We start from the raw sequence: 17,937 nt of genomic DNA on the forward strand, positions 1-17,937 counted from the left end.
CCTTGGGCGGCTGGGCCGGTGTGGTCGCCGACGTCCTCGGTCAGTACGAGGCCGCCGACCCGGACCAGGCCCCCGGCGAGGGCGAGGGCAACGGCGCTGATGCCGGTCGAGGCGCTGGTGCTGGTGGGGTTGATGGTGGCCGGGGCAGCGGCGGTGCATATCCCGCACCTGCCGGGGCCGTCCCGCAGGAGGCGGCCCCGCATGACGGCGCAGGCACCGGCGACAGCGGGGATGGGCGGCGGCGGTTTCCCAGAGCTGGATTGCGGCGGCACATCCAGGTCAGGGACAGGGCGTGTACGCATCCCGGCTGCCGTGCCCCGGCGACCCGGTCGGAGCTGGACCACACCCGCCCCTACGCTGCGGGCGGCTCCACGAGCGAGGGCAACCTGGCCGCCGCGTGCGCGCATGACCATGACCTGCGTGACAACGGCTGGCAGGTCGTGCAGACGGCGCCTGGTCATGTGACGTGGATCAGCCGGACGGGCCACCGGTACCCGGCCCAGCCGCCGCCGGTCATCGAACCGCTGCCCGAGCCGTTCGCCCCGGCGGGCTGGGCCCACCTCAAGCCCGCCGATTCCGGGTACGGCGCGGGCAGCATCACCGACCCCGCCGTCGACGAACTGCCCTACGTGCCGGCCTACCGGTATGAACCGGCCTGGTGGGAAGAACCCCTCGCCAAACCGGACACGGCACAGGAGGTCACGGTTCGGCCCAGCCCGCCGGCTGATCCGGCCGAGGACATCCCGCCCTTCTGAACACGGCCCGCGCGTCCGGCAGGATCCACCACTGCCGGCTGCCGGCACGCCGGGTCGAGCCGACTACGAGGCCTTTGACCGCGGGTCGGTCGCCAAGCCGATGAAGGCACGTACGCCTGGGTTGTTGCCGTGGGCGCGCCAGATGAGGGTACGGGCGGCGGGCGGCCATCCATGCATGGGGACGAACACCACGTCGGGGTGGCCGTAGTAGGTGGGGAACGACGCCACCGTCGGGAAGACGTTGTCCTGCTGTGCGACCAGGCGCAGGACTTCGGCGAAGGTGCGGGCGACGCCGCGACGGGGGATCGGCAGGCCGGTCGGTGTCGTCTCTGGGTAGAGCGGATTGTGCAGGCGGCCGGTGAGCGGGTCGGGCACTCCGAAGATCGCGTGAGTGGCGAGCTCCTCAACCGAGACGACGTCGTGTTCCGCCAGGGGGTGCGTACGTGCGACGCCGAGGACCCAGTGTTCGCGGCTCATCACGGGTCCTTGAACCACATCGCCGGGAAGCCCGTCGCCGAAGCGCCCGAGGAGCACGTCGACGTCGTCGTCGCTGAGGGCCTGGAGATAGTCCAAGCCGGTGACGTCGAGGGTGGTCACTTCGTAGTTGGGGAAGGCCGTGCGGAACTCCGCGACCAGCCGCCCGAACCTCTCGTCCCCGCAGTGCGTGAGATATCCGACGCGTACGGTGCTTTCTACTTCCTGCCCGGCGGAACGCGCACGGCGGAGGGCCGAGTTCAGGTCGGCGTAGATCTGGAGGAAGTCCTGGCGGAGACGATCTCCGACCGGGGTGAGCGCGACGCGACGTGTCGTCCGTTCGACCAGTGGTGTGCCGACCCGGCTCTCCAGGCGCCGGATGAGCTGGCTGATGCGAGAGGGGGAGAGGCGAAGCCGCTCTCCCGCCTTCCCGAAGTGCAACTCGTCGGCGACCGCCAGGAAGGCTTCGATCTCGCCGATATCGATCACGTGCGAGATCTTATTAATGAGCTGCGCTCAATAACAGATGAGTGATTCGGGGTTTTTCTCGTGGATCAGTGCCCGGCAAGGTTGTCTTATCCCCCGTAACGCAGAAGGACGGTCATGTCACTCAGTCTGTGGATCGGTGCACTGCTCATCCCCGTCGCGGTCCTTCTTGTCGATGCCGGACGGCGGAAGCTGACGCTGATGCGGATCGCGCGTCCCTTCCTGATCACGGCGGTCATCGTGCCGTTCGTCATGCCCGGCTTCGATCTGCAGGGCCGGGGCCTGCTGCTGGAGGTCGTCGGCATCGTGGTGGGTGCGCTGCTCGGCCTGGCAGCCTCCGCTTTGATGAAGGTGGAGTACGACGGCGGCTCCCGCATGGTCATGACGGTCGCGGGCGCCCCGTATGTGCTGATCTGGGGTGCCGTCTCCGCCGCGCGCACGCTGTTCTCCTACGAGGCCGAAGAGTCGGTGTCCTTCCAAAGGTCGCTCGGAGAGTTCCTGGTTTCCAACCACATCAGCCCGGCCGCTCTCGCCGACGCCATCATGTTTCTGGGCTTCGCGATGCTGATCGCACAGCGCGGCAGCCTCTTCCTCCGCGCCAGGCGCCTCACCCCGGCCGCCGTCAGCGCGGCATAGGGGCGTTTCCCATCGAAGGTGGGCTTACGCCGCCTCTATGGCGGTAGGTACCGTGGCGATCACCTCTTTGCTCGACATGCTCCCCGGCTTCCGGAACGCATGACGGCGGTCACCGAGCTCACCGACCGACAGGATGGCGTCCTTGCCCTCTTCTGTACCGATCACCACCCCCTTTGGCCCTTTCGCCGACCGGTCGATCAGCGACCTCGGCGCGGATTTGCGGGCCGGCCGGACCACCGCGACGGACCTCGCCCGTGCCGCGCTCGACGCCGTCACCCGGCTCGATCCGCTCGTGAACGCGTTCGTGACCGTGGCCGCCGACCAGTCGCTGGCCGAGGCCCGGCAGGCGGACCGCGAAATCGCCGACGGCATCGACCGGGGCCCGCTGCACGGCATCCCCGTCGCGGTCAAGGACCTCATCATGGTCGCGGGCCGGCCCACGACCATGGGGTCACGGCACTTCGCCGATCACGTGCCCACCTCCGACGCCGCCTGCGTGCGGCAGCTGCGTGCGGCGGGCGCGATCATGGTCGGCCAGACCACCACCCACCAGTTCGCCTACGGGCCCACCGGGGATCGCTCCGCCAACGGGCCCGTCCGCAACCCGCACGACCCCGAGCGGATGACGGGTGGATCCAGCGCCGGAAGCGCCGCCGCGGTGGCGGCGGGCATGGTTCCTCTGGCCCTCGGCACCGACACCGGAGGTTCCGTCCGGATACCGGCCGCGCTGTGCGGGATCGCGGGTTTCAAGCCCGCGTACGGCAGGATTCCGGCCGACGGCGTCTTCCCTCTGGCGGAGACGCTGGACCACGTCGGCCTGCTCGCCCGGGACGCGGAGGACTGCCGGATCGCGTACCAGGTCCTCGTTCCGGACGGTCTGCGGCCGGCCGGGCGGGAGCCTCGGGTCGCCTGGCTCGACACCGGCGCGCTGTCCCCCTGCGACCCCCGCGTCCTGCGTTCGGTCCGCGCGGCGCTGGAGGCCGGGACCGGTCCCGTCGGCGAACTCTTCATCGCGCCGCGAGTCGTGCAGGACCTCCGTGAGGGGTTCACCGCCATCCAGAGCGGCGAGGCGGCGGCCGTGCACGCGGACCGCATGGCGGAGACGCCCGACCTGTTCGACCCCGAAGTCCTCGAACGCCTCCAGGGAGCCGCCGCCGTGCCGGCCTGGCGGTACGTCCGGGCGCTGCGCACCCGCCCTCTGCTCGCCGAGGCCGTCGATGGGTTGTTCGAGCGCCACGACGTCCTCGCGCTGCCGACCGTGCCGCTCACCGCGCCCTTCCTCGGCCAGCGGGAGACCGAACTGGACGGCACACCCGTGGCCGTACGGAATGCTCTGCTCGCGCTGACCAGCGCGTGGAACCTGCTGGGCCTGCCCGCGCTCACGGTCCCGGCCGGGACGGTCGACGGCCTCCCCATCGGGTTGCAGTTCCTCTGCCGGGCCGGTGACGAACGGCTGCTCTTCGACGCCGCCGCCCTCGTCGACCGCGCGGTCCGGGACCTGCCGGCCACGGATGCCACGGGGGTAGAGGGAGGACGGGTGACCGCTTAGGAGGAGCCGATCCAGGCCGTCGGCGGCGCGTCTCGCGCCGCCGACGGGGCCGGGGCGGGTGATCGGGTCAGGCGGGCTTCCCGCCGCTGGTCACGATCGGGCCGACCTGCCGGATCTGGGGAACGGTGGTGACCATGTGGGCCACCACCCGCTCGCTGAGGCAGGTGTAGCGATGCGGGATGTCGCCAGGGAACCGAACGAAGTCGCCGGCCGCGAGATCGACCGGTTCGCTGACGGGCCCGGCCCGCAGTTTCCCGGTGATGACGTAGAGGTGATGGAGGGTGCCGGGGGAGTGGGCGTTGATGATCTTCGGCTCTTTCGGGCCGCGCTCCAGGCGCAGCACCAGGGTGCGGACGTGGCCGGAGCCGTAGATCCCGTCGAGGATCCGCTGCGACCAGCCGTCGCTGTCGATCCACTCGCCTTCGTGATTGCGCTGGACGAAGACCGGGGTGCCCCACTCGGTCAGCAGGCGCGGCATGGAGACGTCGAGCGCGGCGCCGAGCAGCGAGAGGGTCTCGACGGTGGGGTTGCCGACCCCCTGCTCGATCTTGGAGAGCGTCTGTTTGGACAGCCCGGAGCGGCGGGCGAGCTCGCCTAGGGACAGGCCGCGTTCACGGCGGTACCTCCGGACGTTGCGCGCGACGAGCTGGTTGTGGTCCGACATCTCCCCGTCACTTTTAATGTCCGGTTGGTCATTCTTGGCGAACACTCGCCAGGTTCCGTATCATTGTCACACAGAAGTGCTGTTTGCTGCACTAAAAATGACACCCTTCCCTCAAAGCAGAGGTGAGCGAGCATGTCCATGTCCGTCGTCGAGCACGGCCGTGATGACCGGGCCGCAGTGGACAAGGCCATCAGCCTCCTCGTCTCGTTCGGAGACCAGGCGAGTTCGGGGCTGGGCGTCAGCGAACTCGCCCGCCGCGCGCAGCTCAGCAAGTCGACCGCCTTCCGGGTGCTCGCCATGCTGGAGCGCAACCAGGTAGTGGAACGCGTCGGCAAGAACTACCGGCTCGGGGCGCGCCTGCACGAGCTGGGCCGTGCGGTCTACGCGCCGGGGCACGAGCGGATCCGCGATCTGCTGATCCCCTTCCTCTCCGACCTCTACGAGCTCACCCGCGAGACCGTGCACCTGGCGAAGCTCCACGGGACCGACGTGGTCTACCTCGCCAAGCTCTACGGCCACCACCCGGTGCCGTCCCCGTCCCGGGTCGGCAGCCGGCTGCCGGCGCACTGCACCGCGGTCGGGAAGGTCATGCTCGCCTACGATTTCGACGCCTCGATGGACGTGCTGGCCGCAACCCTGCACGCGTTCACACCCAACACGATCACCGACCCGGAGCGGCTCGAGGCCGAACTCGACCGGATCGGCCGCGAGGGGATCGCCTACGACGACGAGGAGAGCCAGCTGGGGTTGAGCTGCGTCGCGGTTCCCGTCATGGGGCCCGGCGGCCGGCCCGTCGCGGCGCTGTCCGTCTCGGGGCCCACCGGACGCATCGACACGCGACGGCACGGCGTGAACCTGCGCCGGGTGGGCGCCGCCGCCGCGCAGGCGGTCGCCCGTGGCCGGGCCGCCGCCCTGCGGAGCCGTATCGCCTGACTCAGGGCGACGCGCTGACCCATTGACCGCGCGTGGCGCGCCGTACGCCACGCGCGGTCGGGTGCCTGACGCCTGAGGGGGAATCAGGCGCCAGGCACGCGATCGAGGTCCATGCCCACGCATGTGACCCATTCGGGCTCCGCCACCAGCAGGCTCAGCTCGGCTCCGGGGACGTCCACGTCGAGGACGTATCGGAAACCGGCCGCCTGCGCGGCGGCGACCACGTCAGGACGATCCACCGGCGCGGCGAAGACCGCTCGGCGGCAGCGGGGATCCGCCGCCCGGATCGCGCCGACCAGGACGGCGAGCACCTCGGTGCGGAGTGCCGGGGGCGTGCCGTCCGCGACGCGGATCTCCACGTCGTGGGCTCCGACCGGGTACGCCTCCCGCAGCCGCCCGGCGACGCACCGCTCCACGCGGACCTCGACGAGGACGCCGTCCCCACCGGAAGCCGCGCCGGCTGTCCCGGAGGCGGGCCGGCGCAGGCGCAGTTCGCCGGAACCCCGCGTCCGGGACAGCGTCTCGGCCGTCCACGGATCGGGGACGGAGAGCGCGGGCATGACCTCGGCGTCCATCTCAGGAACCGATCTCGATCGTGCCGCGGATGGTGACCTTGTCGAGCTTGCCGGCCGCGTTGCGCGGCACCGCCGGCACGATCTTCAGCCGCCGGGGCAGCTTGTAGCGCGCCAGCTTCGCCGCGGCGTGGTCGCGGATCTCGTCGAGCGTCACCTCCGCTCCCTCGGCGAGCGAGACGATGGCGACCACCGTCTCGCCCCACTCCTCATGGGGGACGCCGACGACCGCCACGTCGGCCAGCCCGGGCATGTCGGCGAGTGCCTGCTCCACCTCGGCGGGGTACACGTTCTCGCCCCCACTGATGATCATGTCCTTGAGCCGGTCGACGATGAACAGGTAGCCGTCCTCGTCGAGGTAGCCGATGTCGCCCGAGTGGAACCAGCCGTCGTCGTCGAACGCGGTGCGGGTGGCCTCGGGGTTGTGCCAGTAACCCGGGGTGACGTTCGGGCCGCGCACCACCACCTCGCCGCGCACGCCGGGGCCGACCGGCAGGTTCGTCTCGGTGTCCACGATGCGCACCTCGGTGAACGGCATGGCGATCCCGGCCGAGCCGAGCTTGTCCAGCGTGCGCTCCACCGGAAGGTGCGTGGCGAACGGGGCGGTCTCGGTGAGCCCCCACGCCTGCTGCAGCCAGATGCCGTGCTCGGCGTACTGCCGGATCAGGGACGGCGGCACCGGCGCCCCCGCGACGACGATCGAGCGGATGTGGGAGAGGCCGGCCGCGAAGACACCCGGCACCCGGGCCAGGGCCACCAGCATGGCCGGAACCGCGAAGAACGAGTTCACCCGGTAGCGGACGAGATCGTCGAGGAATTCCTGCGGGTCGAAGGCGCGGCGCAGCACCACGGTGCCACCGCGGACGAGCGTGCGCAGCAGGAAGCTGTTCAGCGCGCCGATGTGGAAGATCGGAGCGGCCGCGTGCGTGACGTCGCCGCGGCGCGTGTCGAGCCGCGAGTCCACGTTGATCGAGTTCCACCAGATGTTGCCGTGGGTGAGGACCACGCCCTTGGGCAGTCCGGTGGTGCCGGAGGTGAACATGACGATGGCCGGGTCGTCGAAGGCGCGGTGGACGATCTCGCCCGTGGGCGTGGCGTCCGCCAGCAGCCGGGCCCACGGCTCCCAGTCCGCGGACGCGGAAGCGGCCGGTACCTCGGGGTCGTCGTCGACGAGCAGGAAGCGCTTCAGCGCCGTCCCGTCGCGCACCGCGTCGAGCGCCGCCCGGTGCCCCTCCTCGCAGACGACCGTCGTCGCGCCGCTGCCGCGCAGGATGCCGTGCAGCTCCGGGCCGGCGAGCCGGAAGTTCACCGGCACGAAGATCGCCCCGATCCGGAAGCTCGCCAGCATCGTGATCAGGAACGACGGGCTGTTGAGTCCCAGGTAGGCGACGCGGTCGCCCCTGGCGACGCCGCCCTCGGCCAGGACGACGGCCAGGCGCGCGGCCCGCTCGTCGAGCCGCGCGTAGGTCACGTCGCCCCCGGAGTACCGCACGACGACGGCGTCCGGCTCGTGGAGCGCGTTGCGGTGGACCGCGGCGGCGGGGTTGACGTCCACAGCGGTGCCGAGGTTGACGAGATGTCGATTGTTCAAGGCATCGTCCTGTTCAGAGGTGATCGCCACCCGCGGCCCTGGCGAAGCCGCGGACGCCGATGCCGCCGTCGATCGAGATCGCCTCGCCGGTCATGGGACCGCTCTGCTCGCGCGAGGCGAGCAGCACGTACGGCCCCGTGAAGTCCCGGGGATCGGTGCTCGAGTCATGCAGCGGGATGGGGGGTGGGGGAGTGTCCGGTCCCTTCTTGGCGAAGGAGGCGGCGATGGAGCGGTCGTTCATGGCCAGCGCCTCGGGGCCGCGCAGGTCGGTGTTCATGCCGCCGCAGGCCACGCCGTTGACCCGGACCTTCGGCGCCAGCTCGTAGGCGAGCTCGCGCATGAGGCCGAGGCAGGCGTGCTTGCTCGCGGTGTAGACCGGGCCGCCGCCGTTGACGTGGAAGGAGGCGTTGGACAGCGTCATCACGATGCCGCCGCGGGTCTTGACCAGCTCGCGCCACGCCGCCTCGACGGAGAGCAGGTAGCCCTTGACGTTGATCGAGAAGAGCTCGTCGAAGGTGGCTTCCAGCTCGTCGGCGGACAGGCGGGTGAGTTGGCGCTGGAAGTCCCAGACGCCGGCGTTGGCGACCAGCACGTCGAGCTTGCCGAACCGCTCGACGGTCTGGGCGACCGCCTCGTGCAGTTGCGCGGAGCTGCGGACGTCGGCCTCGACCGCGTGCATGCGGGAGGGGTCGGCCGACGACCGCACGACCTCCTCCAGCTGGTCGAGGTCCCGCCCGAGGACGGTCACCGAGGCGCCTTCCGCGAGGTACCGCTCGGCGACGGCCCGGCCGATGCCCGAGCCACCGCCGGTGACGAGAGCGACGTAGCCGTCGAGCCAGCCGTTCATGACAGCTGACCGAGGAAGTCCAGGACCAGCCGCTCGAAGTCACGCTGCCGTTCGAGCTGCACCCAGTGGCCGCACGTGCCGAAGACGTGCAGCTGGACGTTCCTGATCTGCTTGAGCATGATCTGGGCGCCGTCGAGCGTGATGGTGCGGTCGTCGCGTCCCCAGAGGAGGAGGGTCGGTGACTTGATCTTGTGGAGATCACGCCAGAGCGGGTCCATGCCGTGCCGCTTGGCGAACGCCGCGTTGTAGCGGTGGTAGAACTCGATGTGGCTCTCGTCGAGCGAGGACTCGTAGCGCGCCTTGACGACGTCCGCGCCGAACTGCTTGTGGTCGAAGACCATGGTCCGGATGAAGTTGGCCATCTTCTTCTCCGACGGCCCGCCCCCGTTGTAGTAACGGAACATCTCCTTCTGCCCCTCGGTGGGCGTGGGGCCGAACGGGAGCCAGCCGCCGCCGGGCGCCATGAGCACCAGGCCGGCGACCCGCTCCGGGCGGGCCTGCGCCATGGCGATGGCCGCGGCGCCGCCCAGGCTGTTGCCGAGCAGGTGGAACCGCTCGATCCCGAGCGCGTCGAGCGCCTGGAACATCGCGTCCACGGTGATCTGCGTGATCGAGCGCTCGTCGAGATCGGCCTCGGTGGGCCGGTAGCTCCCGCCGAACCCGGGCTGGTCGGGGAGTACGACGCGGAACCGCTCGGCCAGCGCGGGCAGGTTCTGGTGGTAGTTGCTCACACCAGAAGCGCCCGGGCCGCCGCCATGCAGCATCACCAGGACGGGGCCGTCGCCGACTTCGGCGACCGCGATCCCTCCGAGAGACGTCACCACTCGGTGGTGCTTGAGGTCGATTTCCACGGTCACGTTGGATCCCATCGATGCTCGGCTCAGTAGGAAATCAGTAGGAAGGAGGCAGGACAGGGGCGAGAAAAGGTCGTCGCCTCAGAAGTCGTCGCCTTAGAAGAAGGTGGAGATGTTCTTCGCCTGCAGGACGTTCTGGTCCAGCAGGATGGTGCGCCGCGCGACCAGCAGCCGGTCGCCGGTACGGCGCAGCACGTCCGTGCGGCTGCCCGCGAAGACGTTCTCCTCGTTCACCAGGCGGTTGCGGTAGACCAGGAACACCGAACGCACGAGGAGGTCGTCCTCGGTGAACTCCGGGCTCTCGGCCGGGTCCACGTGCCGGACCACGACGTTGCTGATCAGGTGCCGGGTGCGCGACGGAGGGTCCTCCGACCACGCCATGCCCGAGTCGAAGCGGCGGATCCGCCAGGCGAGGCTGTCCTTGGTCTCGTCGTAGTAGGCCGCCTCGCCGCGTGCCGCGATCGACAGCGCCTGCTGCCGGCGCAGCCGGTTGGTGCGCGTCGGCATCCAGTAGTCCAGGTCGTCGGCGAGCAGGTCGAGCCAGTCGGCGTAGCGGCCCTCGTCCAGCAGCCCGGCCTCGTGGTAGTAGAACTGCTCGACCTCGAAGTGGATGTCGCGGTCCGCACGCTGCCCCGCCCGCGACGGCTGGGCAGCGGACCGCTCGGTCGCGGTGCTCACGATCTCATTCGATCCCTTCTGTGTGTGGCTCGGAACGGCGTGTGCCACCAGGCGGCACACGCCGGCGCCGTCGTCACCCGCCCGGCGGTCAGCGGCGCAGCAGTTTCTTCAGCTCCACGGCGGTGTCCGCCAGCGGCACGGGGTCCACGGGGATCGCGCGGTCGATCATGCGCCGCGCGGCCCGTACGGCGGTCGAGTCCTCGACGGCCACCGCTCCGACGACGTGGTCGCCGCGCAGGCCGAAGGCCGAGAACGGCGGCTCGCCGAGGAGCCCCCGGACGACCACGCGGTCGGCCGACGCCATGTCGCCCACGGCCTCGATGTGCAGGCCGTGCCGGTCCGTCCAGAACCAGGGCGCGCTCGTCGCCGGCGCGGTCCGGCCCAGGATGGCGGCGGCGGCGCGTTCGCCGTCGAGCCGGGCGGCCTCCCAGTGCTCGGTCCTCGGCAGCAGCGCGCCGTCGCGGCGGGTCCGTGCCGGGTCGCCCACCGCCAGGACGGCGGGGTTGGAGGTGACCTGATGCTCGTCCACCACGATGCCGCGGTCGACGTCGAGCCCGGCGGCGGCCGCGAGGGACGTCTCCGGCACCATGCCCACGCCCAGCACCGCGACGTCGACGACCCGGGCCTCGTCCTCGCCGGTCAGCCGGACCTCGAGGCCGCCGGCGGCGGAGGCGAACGACTCCACGGCGGCATGCACGGTCGTGACGCCACGCCGGGCGTGCAGGCCGTGCAGCCAGGCCGCGATCTCGTCGCCGACGGCGCCCGCCAGGGGCCGCGGCGCCGGGTCGGCGAGCAGGACCTCGCAGCCGAGATCGACGGCGGTCGAGGCGACCTCGGCGCCGATCAGGCCCCCGCCGACGACGAGGACCCGCGCGCCGGGCACCAGGGCGGCGCGCAACTCCGCCGCGTCCTCGGCCGTCCGCAGCACGTGGACCCGCGGATCGTCGCCGCCCGGGATCGGCGGCCGGGCCGCGTGCCCGCCGGTGGCCAGGACCACCCGGTCGGCGGGCAGCGTGCCGCCGCCGGCCAGCTCGACCGCGGCGAGATCAGGCCGCACCGCGGTGACGACGGCGCGGTTCACCAGCCGTACGGCCCGGTCGTCGTACCACTGGGGCGGCTGCAGCGCGATCTGCTGGAGATCCTTCTTGCCGGCCAGGAACTCCTTGGACAGCGGCGGCCGGTCGTACGGGAACTCGCCGGCGTCCACCAGCGTGAGCTCGCCGTCGAAACCGCCGGAGCGCAGCGCGGCGACCGTGCTCACCCCGGCGACGCCGCCGCCGACGACCACGACCCGGCCCACTCGAACGCTCATGGTCAGGGGGCCTCGTTCGGGAACAGGTAGACCTCGCCGTCGCGGACCTCCACGCGGTGCGGGCAGGCGTTCTTGGTCGCGGGCAGGTTCTGGACCTCGCCGGACTTCAGGCAGAACTTGCTCGAGTGCAGCGGGCACTCGACGTACCCGCCCTCGACCCACCCGTCCGCGAGCGAGGCGTCCTCGTGCGTGCACGTGTCGTCGAGCGCCCACACCGAGCCGTCCTCGTCGCGCAGCAGCGCGATGTCGTCGGCGGTGCCGGTGACGCTCTTGTCGATCGCGATGCCTTCGCCCTCGGGGATGTCGTCGAGAGAGGCGACGCGGATTCCGCTGCTCATCTGTTCTCCTCGTGCCAGGCGGGGGTGTTCATCAGTTCCCGCCAGTGCCGGTAGAAGCCACGCCCCGCCGCGTCGCTGTACAGTTCGCTGGTCGTGCCGGGGTGGCGGCCGTCCTCGCGCTCGGAACCCAGGCCCATCTGGTAGTTCAGCGGGACGCTGTTGGTGATGAACCCGTGCGCGATGGCCTGGCACTCGCTCCAGTTCTCGCCGTCGTCCTGCTCGAAGATGCCGCTGGGACCGAAGGTGCGCAGGTTGTACAGCCGCTGGGCCTCGCGGACCTCCGGCGGCATGGACGCGTCCACGATCGTCCAGGCCCAGACCTCCATGCGGTCCGGCCCCTTCGGGTGCCAGATCCGGATGGAGCCGTTCACCGGAAGGTAGGAGAAGTTCGGGAACACCGTGGCGTGGCCGTTGGTGAGCGGGCCTTCCACCCGCGCCTCGCCCAGCCGCTCGCGCAGGGCGTCGTAGTCCATCCACTTGTGCACCGTCTGCGCGTCGAAGCGGTTCCTCGGGTGCACCGGGAAGCCCGCGCCGTGGCCGTTCGGGTCGGTGTACTGCCGCCCAGTGCGGTGGACGATCTCGGCCTTGGGCTTTCCGCTCGGCGCCAGCACCGTGAGCGCCGACGTGTGGCTCATGTTCACGTGGTACCAGTCGGTCGCGAACTGCTCGGCGGCCAGCTTCCAGTTGCCCTCGAGCACCCACTTGTGGACCCCGCCGACGACCACGGTGCCCTCGTCGTCGTGGTCGAGCATCGCGTCCATGTACCAGGCCATGTCGCCGAGGTACTCGCGCAGCGCGACCGGCTCGGGGTTCCAGGTGCCGAAGATCAGGCCGCGGTAGCTCTCCACGTGCGGCACCTCGACCAGGCCCCAGTCCTTGGTGTCGAAGGACTCGGGGTAGCCCCCCTTGTTGGGGACGCTGACCAGCTTGCCCTCCAGGTCGAAGGACCAGCCGTGGTAGGTGCAGGTGAAGTTGCGCGTCGCGCCCGAGTCCGCGCGGCACACCCGCGCACCCCGGTGGCGGCAGGAGTTCAGGTACGCCCGGATCCTCCGGTTGCGGTCCATGGTCACGATGACCGGGTCCTCGCCCATGTACGTCGTGAAGAAGTCGCCCGGCTTGTGGAACTGGTCGGTGTGCGCCAGGAAGAGCCAGCTGGGGGCGAAGACGCGCCGCAACTCCTGCCGGTAGACCTGCTCGTCGGTGAAGACGGACCGGTCCAGCAGACCGCCTTCGGCATCGACCAACCCGGAGACGTCGATGTTCCGGTTCATCTCGACCGGACGCCGCAGGGCACCGCGCGGTGCCGCCGTAGCGGCTCCGACCGGCCGTTCACCGCCGGAGGCGCTGGGCCCGGCCCCGGAACCGGTGGCGGGTTCGATGATGGAGCTCATGCTTTACAGCGAACCCCTTTGGGAGGGTTCGCCTCCACAGCGTGTTCCGTACCACGGAACACCGGCTGTGACCGGGGGCCGATTCCGGGTGAACGTTGCATCATGCTCGCCGCAATCGCCGTCTCCCAGAGCGCCACCGACCCGCTGTCCGGTCTCGTGCTGCGCGAGGCTCCCAAGCCCGCTCCGAAGCCCGGATGGTCGATCGTCCGCGTCGTGGCATCCTCGCTCAACATGCACGATCTGTGGACGTTGCGCGGCGTGGGCCACCCGCCGGAGCGCCTCCCGATCATCCTCGGCTGCGACGCCGCCGGGTACGACGAGGACGGCAACGAGGTGATCGTCTATCCGGTGATCGCGAACGCGGACGCCGGGAGGGGCGACGAGACGCTCGACCCGAACCGCGCGCTGCTGTCCGAGCAGCACGACGGCGCCTTCGCCGAGTACCTGAGCGTACCGACGCGCAACCTGGTGCCGAAGCCGGCGTGGCTGTCGTTCGACGAGGCCGCCTGCCTCCCGGTCGCCTGGACGACCGCGTACCGCATGCTCTTCACCCAGGCGCGGATCACCGCGGGGGACCGGGTTCTCGTCCAGGGCGCGGGCGGCGGCGTCGCCTCCGCCGCGGTCCGGCTCGCCTCCGCCGCCGGAGCCGTCGTGTACGCCACGAGCCGGAGCGAGGCCAAGCGGGCGCAGGCCGTCGCGTGGGGAGCGCGCGCCGCGGTCCCCACGGGGGAGCGGCTGCCCGAGAAGGTCGACGTCGTGATCGAGACCGTCGGCGAGGCGACCTGGTCGCACTCGCTGAAGTCGCTCCGCCCGGGCGGCACCGTCGTGATCGCCGGTGCGACCAGCGGCATGAACCCGCCCGCGGACCTAGGCCGCGTCTTCTACCTGCAGCAGCGCATCATCGGCTCGACCGGCTGCACCCGCAGCGAGCTCGTCGCGATGCTGCGGATGATGGAGGCCACCGGCCTGCGGCCCGTCATCGACCGGACGCTCCCGCTGGAGGAGATCCACAAGGGCTTCCAGCTCATGATCGACGGAGCGCTCACCGGCAAGCTCGTCATCAACCCGCCCGCTCCGAAGCAGTGAGGACTCCCATGACCGCCGCAGCAGTCGGACTCTCCCACTCACCTCTGATCGGCAAGAACGACCCGGCCCCCGACGTGCTCGCCCGGGTCGACGAGGCGGTCGAGAACGCGAGGGCCTTCGTCCGCGACTTCGACCCCGAACTGGTCGTGCTGTACGCGCCCGACCACTACAACGGCTTCTTCTACAAGGAGATGCCGCCGTTCTGCCTGGCCACCGAGGCGCACGCGGTGGGGGACTTCGGGTCGGCGTCCGGGCCGCTCTCGGTGGACACCGAGGCCGCCAAGCGGCTGGCCCAGGGCGTGCTCGACCGGGGCGTCGACCTGACGGTCTCGGCCCGGATGACGGTCGACCACGGCTTCGCCCAGCCGCTCGAGGTGCTCTTCGGCGGCATCGACCGGGTACCCGTCGTGCCCGTCTTCGTCAACGGCGTCGCCGCCCCGCTCGGCCCGGTGAGCCGGATCCGCGCCCTCGGCACCGCCGTCGGGCAGGCCGCCGCCGCACTCGACAAGCGGGTGCTGTTCATCGGCTCCGGCGGCCTCTCGCACGACCCGCCGGTTCCGGTGCTGGAGGGCGCGCCCCCGCGGGTCGCCGACGCGCTGATCGAGGGCCGCCCGCCCACTCCCGAGCAGCGGGCCAGGGGTGAGGAACGCGTCGTCCAGGCGGGCCGTGACTACGTCGCCGGGTCGACGACGATGATCCCCCTCAACCCCGAGTGGGACAACCTGCTCCTCGACCACCTGGAGAAGGGCGAGCTCGCCGCCTTCGACTCCTGGACCGTCGAGTGGATGGGCAAGGAGGGCGGCGGCTCCGCGCACGAGGTGCGCACGTGGATCGCCGCGTTCGCCTCGCTCGCCGCCGCCGGCCCGTACGGGATGGCGTCGCGCTTCTACGAGCCGATCCCCGCCTGGATCGCCGGCTTCGCCGTGGCGACGGCCCGGACCGGTGACCTCCGATGACTTCCACCACCGTCGCCCTGGCCGCCGCCCGCATCAGCGAGGCGCTCCAGGCCGGACGGCCCGTCGCACCCGTCCGCGACCTTCTCGGCGATCGCGACATCGCCGCCGCGTACGCGGTGCAACAGGAGCTCACCCGCCGCAGGCTGGCGGCCGGCGCCACCGTCGTCGGCCGGAAGATCGGCCTCACCTCGCCCGCCGTACAGCGGCAGCTCGGCGTGGACCGGCCCGACTTCGGCGTGCTCTTCGACGACATGGACGTCTCGGCCCTGGCCGAGGTGCCGTCCGGCCGCCTGCTCCAGCCCAAGGCCGAGGCCGAGATCGCCTTCGTCCTCAAGGACGACCTGGTGGACGGCGACCTCGACGAGGCCGGGGTCCGCGCCGCCGTCGCGTACGCGGTCGCCGCCATCGAGATCGTGGACAGCCGCGTCGCCGACTGGGACATCACCATCACCGACACCGTCGCGGACAACGCCTCCAGCGGGCTGTTCGTGCTCGGCCCGCGCCGGCTCACCCTCGACGAGTTCGAACCGCGCGAGGTCACCATGCGCCTTTACGCGGGGGACGACCTGGTCTCCGAGGGCGACGGCGCCGCCTGCCTCGGCGACCCGCTCACCGCGCTGGCCTGGCTGGCCCGTACGGCGAGGGAGTTCGGCGAGCCCCTGCGCGCCGGCCAGGTGGTGCTGTCCGGCGCCCTGGGGCCGATGGTGCCGGCTCCGCCCGGCGCCCGGATCCGCGCCGAGATCGGCCCGCTCGGCGAGGTCGCCGCCACGTTCTCCAAGGAGGAACGTCCATGACGAAGACCAAGGTCGCCATCATCGGGTCCGGCAACATCGGCACCGACCTGATGATCAAGGTGCTGCGCACCTCCACGACGCTGGAGATGGGCGCGATGGTGGGCATCGACCCCGCGTCCGACGGCCTCGCCCGCGCCGCCCGGCTCAAGGTGCCCACCACCCACGAGGGCGTGGACGGGCTGATCGCCATGCCGGGCTTCGACGAGATCGAGATCGTCTTCGACGCGACCTCGGCCCGCGCCCACCAGGCGAACGCCGCCAAGCTCGCGCCGCACGGCAAGATGCTCATCGACCTCACCCCGGCCGCCATCGGGCCGTTCGTGGTCCCGCCGGTCAACCTTGAGGAGCACCTCGACGCGGGCGCCGACAACGTCAACATGGTGACGTGCGGCGGCCAGGCCACCATCCCGATCGTCGCGGCGGTGTCCCGGGTGACCCCCGTGGCGTACGCGGAGATCGTCGCCTCCATCTCCTCGCGGTCCGCGGGCCCGGGCACCCGCGCCAACATCGACGAGTTCACCGAGACCACCTCCCACGCCATCGAGAAGGTCGGCGGCGCGGCCCGCGGCAAGGCGATCATCATCCTGAACCCGGCGGATCCGCCCCTCATCATGCGCGACACCGTGTTCTGCCTGATCGGGGACGCGGACCAGGACGCCGTCCGCGGGTCGATCACCGAGATGGTCGCGCAGGTCGCGGAGTACGTCCCGGGGTACCGCCTCAAGCAGGAGGTGCAGTTCACCCCGATCCCGGCGGACGAGCCGGTGCACACGCTGATCCCCGAGGGGTCGGGCCCGGTGACGACCCGTGTGTCGGTGTTCCTCGAGGTGGAGGGCGCGGCGCATTACCTGCCCGCGTACGCCGGCAACCTCGACGTCATGACGTCGGCCGCCCTGCGGGTCGCCGAGTCGATCTCCCGTCGCGCCCATCGCGCCCGGCGCGCTTCCGACAGCGACCAGACCCCCGAGGAGGTGGCCCGGTGACCAGCCCCGTCGCTCAGCGGCTCTACATCCAGGACGTCACCCTGCGTGACGGCATGCACGCCATCCGGCACCGCATCGACCCCGCGGACGTGGGCCGGATCGCCGCCGCTCTCGACGCGGCCGGAGTGGACGCGATCGAGGTCGCGCACGGCGACGGCCTGGCCGGCGGCTCGGTGAACTACGGTCCCGGCAGCCACACCGACTGGGCCTGGATCGAGGCCGCGGCGAGCAACGTCAAGAACGCCGTGCTGACCACCCTGCTGCTGCCCGGCATCGGCACCGTCGTCGAGCTCCAGCGCGCCTACGACCTGGGCGTACGCTCCATCCGGATCGCCACCCACTGCACTGAGGCGGACATCGCCGCCCAGCACATCGGCAAGGCGCGCGAGCTCGGCATGGACGTCTCCGGCTTCCTGATGATGAGCCACATGGCGCCCGCGAAGGATCTCGCCGCACAGGCCAAGCTGATGGAGTCGTACGGCGCGCACTGCGTGTACGTCACCGACTCCGGAGGCCGGCTCACCATGGACGGCATGCGGGACCGGGTCCGCGCCTACCGCGACGTGCTCGACCCCGCCACGCAGATCGGCGTGCACGCGCACGAGAACCTCTCGCTCTCGGTCGCGAACAGCGTCGTGGCGGTGGAGGAGGGCGTCACCCGCGTCGACGCGTCGCTCGCCGGTCAGGGCGCGGGCGCGGGCAACTGCCCGATCGAGGCGTTCATCGCCGTCGCGGACCTGCTGCGCTGGCAGCACGGATGCGACCTGTTCGCGCTCCAGGACGCCGCCGACGACCTGGTCCGCCCGCTCCGCGACCGCCCCGTCCAGGTGGACCGCGAGACGCTGACCCTCGGATACGCCGGCGTCTACTCGTCGTTCCTGCGCCACGCCGAGATCGCGGCCGAGCGGTACGGCGTGGACGCGCGGGCCCTCCTGCTCGAGGTCGGCCGCCGCGGGCTGGTCGGCGGCCAGGAGGACATGATCGTCGACATCGCCCTCGACCTGGTCTCCGGGAAGCAGCCCGACCGGGCGTGACAGG

The 17,937-nt window shown here is 71.2% G+C and carries 20 protein-coding genes; 9 read left to right on the forward strand and 11 right to left on the reverse strand.

Annotated elements, in window-relative coordinates; genetic code table 11:
* Nucleotides 1-203 (reverse strand): hypothetical protein (locus tag AWQ71_RS42770; protein WP_169806635.1); only part of this gene is annotated, 203 nt, incomplete at its 3' end.
* A 57-nt stretch (nt 204-260) separates the two neighbouring features.
* Here AWQ71_RS42770 and AWQ71_RS26990 point away from each other — a divergent pair.
* Nucleotides 261-755 (forward strand): HNH endonuclease signature motif containing protein, encoded by a 495-nt coding sequence (locus AWQ71_RS26990; protein ID WP_067137990.1) that lies wholly within the window; start codon nt 261-263, stop codon nt 753-755.
* A gap of 63 nt (nt 756-818) precedes the next feature.
* Here the strand turns inward: AWQ71_RS26990 and AWQ71_RS26995 are convergent, their stop codons facing one another.
* On the reverse strand, nt 819-1,718 hold the full coding sequence (locus AWQ71_RS26995) for a LysR family transcriptional regulator (protein WP_084259338.1): 900 nt from the start codon (nt 1,716-1,718) through the stop codon (nt 819-821).
* Nucleotides 1,719-1,832: 114 nt separating this feature from the next.
* On the opposite strand from AWQ71_RS26995, the gene AWQ71_RS27000 reads away from it, so the two are divergent.
* Nucleotides 1,833-2,351: a hypothetical protein gene (locus tag AWQ71_RS27000; protein ID WP_067137992.1), complete on the forward strand. Its 519-nt coding sequence runs from the start codon at nt 1,833-1,835 to the stop codon at nt 2,349-2,351.
* Between the two features lie 142 nt (nt 2,352-2,493).
* A complete protein-coding gene (locus tag AWQ71_RS27005; protein WP_245658488.1) occupies nt 2,494-3,900 on the forward strand; it encodes an amidase in 1,407 nt (468 codons plus the stop codon).
* A gap of 67 nt (nt 3,901-3,967) precedes the next feature.
* On the opposite strand, the gene AWQ71_RS27010 is transcribed toward AWQ71_RS27005, so the two are convergent.
* Complete coding sequence (locus AWQ71_RS27010; RefSeq protein ID WP_067137996.1) at nt 3,968-4,564, reverse strand: helix-turn-helix domain-containing protein; 597 nt, start codon at nt 4,562-4,564, stop codon at nt 3,968-3,970.
* Between the two features lie 132 nt (nt 4,565-4,696).
* On the opposite strand from AWQ71_RS27010, the gene AWQ71_RS27015 reads away from it, so the two are divergent.
* Nucleotides 4,697-5,497, forward strand: coding sequence for an IclR family transcriptional regulator (locus AWQ71_RS27015; RefSeq protein WP_067137998.1), 801 nt, complete (start codon nt 4,697-4,699; stop codon nt 5,495-5,497).
* Nucleotides 5,498-5,580: 83 nt separating this feature from the next.
* Here AWQ71_RS27015 and AWQ71_RS27020 read toward each other — a convergent pair whose 3' ends face one another.
* The 8 genes from AWQ71_RS27020 to AWQ71_RS27055 all read right to left on the reverse strand — a co-directional run bounded on the left by AWQ71_RS27020 (nt 5,581) and on the right by AWQ71_RS27055 (nt 13,080).
* The gene (locus tag AWQ71_RS27020) at nt 5,581-6,072 is read right to left on the reverse strand and encodes a hypothetical protein (RefSeq protein ID WP_157570593.1); all 492 of its coding nucleotides are present in this window, start codon (nt 6,070-6,072) and stop codon (nt 5,581-5,583) included.
* A 1-nt stretch (nt 6,073) separates the two neighbouring features.
* Nucleotides 6,074-7,660, reverse strand: coding sequence for an acyl-CoA synthetase (locus tag AWQ71_RS27025; protein ID WP_067138000.1), 1,587 nt, complete (start codon nt 7,658-7,660; stop codon nt 6,074-6,076).
* A gap of 13 nt (nt 7,661-7,673) precedes the next feature.
* Entirely contained in the window at nt 7,674-8,507 is an 834-nt protein-coding gene (locus AWQ71_RS27030) for an SDR family NAD(P)-dependent oxidoreductase (RefSeq protein WP_067138002.1), read from the reverse strand.
* Complete coding sequence (locus tag AWQ71_RS27035) at nt 8,504-9,364, reverse strand: alpha/beta fold hydrolase (RefSeq protein ID WP_218001976.1); 861 nt, start codon at nt 9,362-9,364, stop codon at nt 8,504-8,506. The genes AWQ71_RS27030 and AWQ71_RS27035 overlap by 4 nt, the downstream gene beginning before the upstream one ends.
* 93 nt (nt 9,365-9,457) lie before the next feature.
* Nucleotides 9,458-10,039 carry a 3-phenylpropionate/cinnamic acid dioxygenase subunit beta gene (locus AWQ71_RS27040; RefSeq protein WP_067138006.1) on the reverse strand — a complete coding sequence of 194 codons (582 nt, stop codon included), beginning with the start codon at nt 10,037-10,039 and terminating at the stop codon, nt 9,458-9,460.
* 88 nt (nt 10,040-10,127) lie between these two features.
* On the reverse strand, nt 10,128-11,351 hold the full coding sequence (locus AWQ71_RS27045) for an NAD(P)/FAD-dependent oxidoreductase (RefSeq protein ID WP_157570594.1): 1,224 nt from the start codon (nt 11,349-11,351) through the stop codon (nt 10,128-10,130).
* A gap of 2 nt (nt 11,352-11,353) precedes the next feature.
* Entirely contained in the window at nt 11,354-11,689 is a 336-nt protein-coding gene (locus AWQ71_RS27050; protein ID WP_067138010.1) for a non-heme iron oxygenase ferredoxin subunit, read from the reverse strand.
* Entirely contained in the window at nt 11,686-13,080 is a 1,395-nt protein-coding gene (locus tag AWQ71_RS27055; protein WP_218001977.1) for an aromatic ring-hydroxylating dioxygenase subunit alpha, read from the reverse strand. The genes AWQ71_RS27050 and AWQ71_RS27055 overlap by 4 nt, the downstream gene beginning before the upstream one ends.
* A gap of 102 nt (nt 13,081-13,182) precedes the next feature.
* Here AWQ71_RS27055 and AWQ71_RS27060 point away from each other — a divergent pair, with 102 nt between their 5' ends.
* From AWQ71_RS27060 to dmpG, 5 genes are read left to right on the forward strand one after another with little or no spacing between them, the layout of a single operon-like run.
* Nucleotides 13,183-14,166: a zinc-binding dehydrogenase gene (locus AWQ71_RS27060; protein ID WP_067138012.1), complete on the forward strand. Its 984-nt coding sequence runs from the start codon at nt 13,183-13,185 to the stop codon at nt 14,164-14,166.
* An 8-nt stretch (nt 14,167-14,174) separates the two neighbouring features.
* Nucleotides 14,175-15,122: a 3-carboxyethylcatechol 2,3-dioxygenase gene (locus AWQ71_RS27065; protein ID WP_067138014.1), complete on the forward strand. Its 948-nt coding sequence runs from the start codon at nt 14,175-14,177 to the stop codon at nt 15,120-15,122.
* Nucleotides 15,119-15,916 (forward strand): 2-keto-4-pentenoate hydratase, encoded by a 798-nt coding sequence (locus AWQ71_RS27070; protein ID WP_067138016.1) that lies wholly within the window; start codon nt 15,119-15,121, stop codon nt 15,914-15,916. Before AWQ71_RS27065 ends, AWQ71_RS27070 begins: the two co-directional genes overlap by 4 nt.
* Nucleotides 15,913-16,899, forward strand: a complete 987-nt coding sequence (locus AWQ71_RS27075; protein WP_067138018.1) for an acetaldehyde dehydrogenase (acetylating) — start codon at nt 15,913-15,915, stop codon at nt 16,897-16,899. The genes AWQ71_RS27070 and AWQ71_RS27075 overlap by 4 nt, the downstream gene beginning before the upstream one ends.
* Nucleotides 16,896-17,933, forward strand: coding sequence for a 4-hydroxy-2-oxovalerate aldolase (gene dmpG / locus AWQ71_RS27080; protein ID WP_245658490.1), 1,038 nt, complete (start codon nt 16,896-16,898; stop codon nt 17,931-17,933). Before AWQ71_RS27075 ends, dmpG begins: the two co-directional genes overlap by 4 nt.
* The last annotated feature ends 4 nt before the right edge of the window (nt 17,934-17,937 follow it).

Source organism: Microtetraspora malaysiensis, assembly GCF_001528665.1.
GTDB lineage: Bacteria > Actinomycetota > Actinomycetes > Streptosporangiales > Streptosporangiaceae > Microtetraspora_A > Microtetraspora_A malaysiensis.